Source organism: Alteromonas sp. KS69, assembly GCF_003989595.1.
Lineage (GTDB): Bacteria > Pseudomonadota > Gammaproteobacteria > Enterobacterales > Alteromonadaceae > Alteromonas > Alteromonas naphthalenivorans.
The window spans coordinates 1-2,153 of sequence record NZ_PYHU01000062.1; the positions used below are offsets into that span (position 1 = coordinate 1).

Here is a 2,153-nt window from a genome sequence, read left to right on the forward strand (position 1 = left end):
TTCTAACAAAGCGCTTAAGCCTCTCCCTTCGGTCGCTGGGACGCCTATACGCGGGGCGGCTTCGCCATTATGCCCCACGTATCTGCGCCCCTTAGCTTAAAGTTAGAAGTGCCAGAAGGATCTGCAAATGTCTTATTACAACTCAACTATTTTAAAGACCGCTGCAAAAGTTTCTTTTCTACATATTTCGTGGCTTGTTGCCCTAATTGGAATTCCGATTGTATTTTTTAGAGATGGCCTAGATTTAGTAGAGAAAGCACTATTGTTTAGTGGGTTATTGTTCTTTTTCTGGTTTGTATATTTACTTTTTTGCATTACATTTCATAGGCTAAGCATGCGAAATGAGCATAACAAGTTTGGCTATCTGGCAAAGGATGACCTCGAAAAAGGTAAAGAAGTTGGTACACATTTGGAGGGGTGGTAGCATGGCACTTCTAACAAAATGCTTAAGTACACTCCCTCCGGTCGCTGGGACGCCTATACGCGGGGCGGCTTCGCCATTATGCCCCACGTATCTGCGCCCCTTAGCTTAAAGTTATATTTATTCGGAGTACTATTCGTTGTCAAATCTACAATTCAACAAAAGAGAAATATTCCCCAATCCTTCGGATACATTTTTTTTCAAGCTGGAACCATTAGAAGCAATTAAAGATGAGTGTATTTTTGTATTAGATGCCAATGTACTCTTATTGCCATATACAACAGGAGTAAAAAGCTTAAATGCAATAAAAGATGTTTATAAATCACTTTCTGAAACAGACAGAATGTTTTTACCTGCTCAGGCAGTAAGAGAGTTTTTGGATAATCGAGCTATAAAAATAGCAGACATGAACGAAACCTTATCCAAAAAAATGAACCAAAGTTTTCAATACGTTGGTTCTCATCCTTTACTTGGTGAACTTGATGAATATAAAGCTCTGGAAGAGCAAGAAAATAATGTTCGCGAAGCGATTAAAGCTTATCAAGGCGAAATCAAGAAGACTCTTAAAGTAATAAAATCGTGGGGGTGGAACGATCCTGTAAGTGATATGTACCATGAAATATTAGGTGGTAGAGTTCTATCCGATGAAGCGCTAAATATTCAAGATATTGAAAAAGATCTAAAACGAAGAAATGAGTTAAATATTCCGCCTGGTTATAAAGACAAAACTAAAGATGAAAATCAAGCTGGAGATCTCCTTATCTGGCATGAAATCCTATTACTAGCTGCTGAAAAAAAGAAGCATTTAGTATTTATTTCTGGCGACGAAAAACCTGACTGGTGGCACCAAAGTGGAAAGAAACCACTATACCCAAGATTTGAATTGGTTGATGAATATAGAGAAAAATCAGAAGGGCAATCGTTTCATATTATAAGTCTTTCAAGTTTACTTGAGTTATATAATGCTGAAGAAGAAGTGGTTAAAGCTGTAAAATCATCTGAAGATAGTGTCAAATTTAAAACTAAACAATCACTCAATTCGAACTCAGAGTTAGCAGAAAGAGCATTGTTAATCGTTAAAAAGCTTCGTTCAGCTCTTATGGAAAATAGAATGGCAAGCGATCGGGTGACAGAACAAAGAATGCTAGAGATGAGAAATGCGTCTGAGAAAGAGCGTGACGAAGTTTGGAATAAATTTAATCAAATCGATAGAGATCCTACTTTAAAACTTATGCATTATTACAATTCTAATTTTAAAATTGACGCAATTATGATCCGTGATGAAATGGAGTCTCGCCTACCAAATGAAATTTTAGAAAATCGTAAAAACTCTTCCTTTCATATGTATGAACGCCCAACAAACCCATTGGGTTTGGAAAGTGTAGTTGATGATCTAGAATATCTGGCAAAGTGTTTACCATAAATATAACAAGGCATTTAAACGGACAAAAAACAGTTGGTTTTGCTCGTGCCTCACAATTATAACCAACTGTTTTTAGCGTAAGCGTCCGATAATTCCACCTAGCGCTTAGCAAACTGCCATGGTAGCAGTTGCTCGATATTGACGTCGGGCTGGCTGAGTTCATCAAGGCAAGTCATCACATACTCGAATACGTTCAGGTCGTTGGCTTTAGCCGTTTCGATGATGCTGTAGAGAACAGCGCTGGCGTTGGCGCCCGTGGCCGTTTGGCTAAACAGCCAGTTTTTTCTACCTATGACGAACGGCTTTTTC

3 protein-coding genes are annotated in these 2,153 nt (G+C 38.4%); 2 read left to right on the forward strand and 1 reads right to left on the reverse strand.

Going from position 1 to position 2,153, the window contains the following annotated elements; all coding sequences use genetic code 11:
• Nucleotides 1-127: 127 nt before the first annotated feature.
• Nucleotides 128-424: a hypothetical protein gene (locus C7Y69_RS21115; protein ID WP_044056461.1), complete on the forward strand. Its 297-nt coding sequence runs from the start codon at nucleotides 128-130 to the stop codon at nucleotides 422-424.
• 136 nt (nucleotides 425-560) lie between these two features.
• Nucleotides 561-1,844: a PIN-like domain-containing protein gene (locus C7Y69_RS21125; RefSeq protein WP_126874073.1), complete on the forward strand. Its 1,284-nt coding sequence runs from the start codon at nucleotides 561-563 to the stop codon at nucleotides 1,842-1,844.
• Nucleotides 1,845-1,942: 98 nt separating this feature from the next.
• Here C7Y69_RS21125 and C7Y69_RS21130 read toward each other — a convergent pair.
• On the reverse strand, nucleotides 1,943-2,153 hold a 211-nt coding region (locus C7Y69_RS21130; RefSeq protein ID WP_148112479.1), incomplete at its 5' end, for a transposase domain-containing protein.

Coding starts and splice junctions, on each gene's coding strand:
- C7Y69_RS21115 (WP_044056461.1), top strand. CDS start 128: ATGTCTTATTACAACTCAACTATTTTAAAGACCGCTGCAAAAGTTTCT.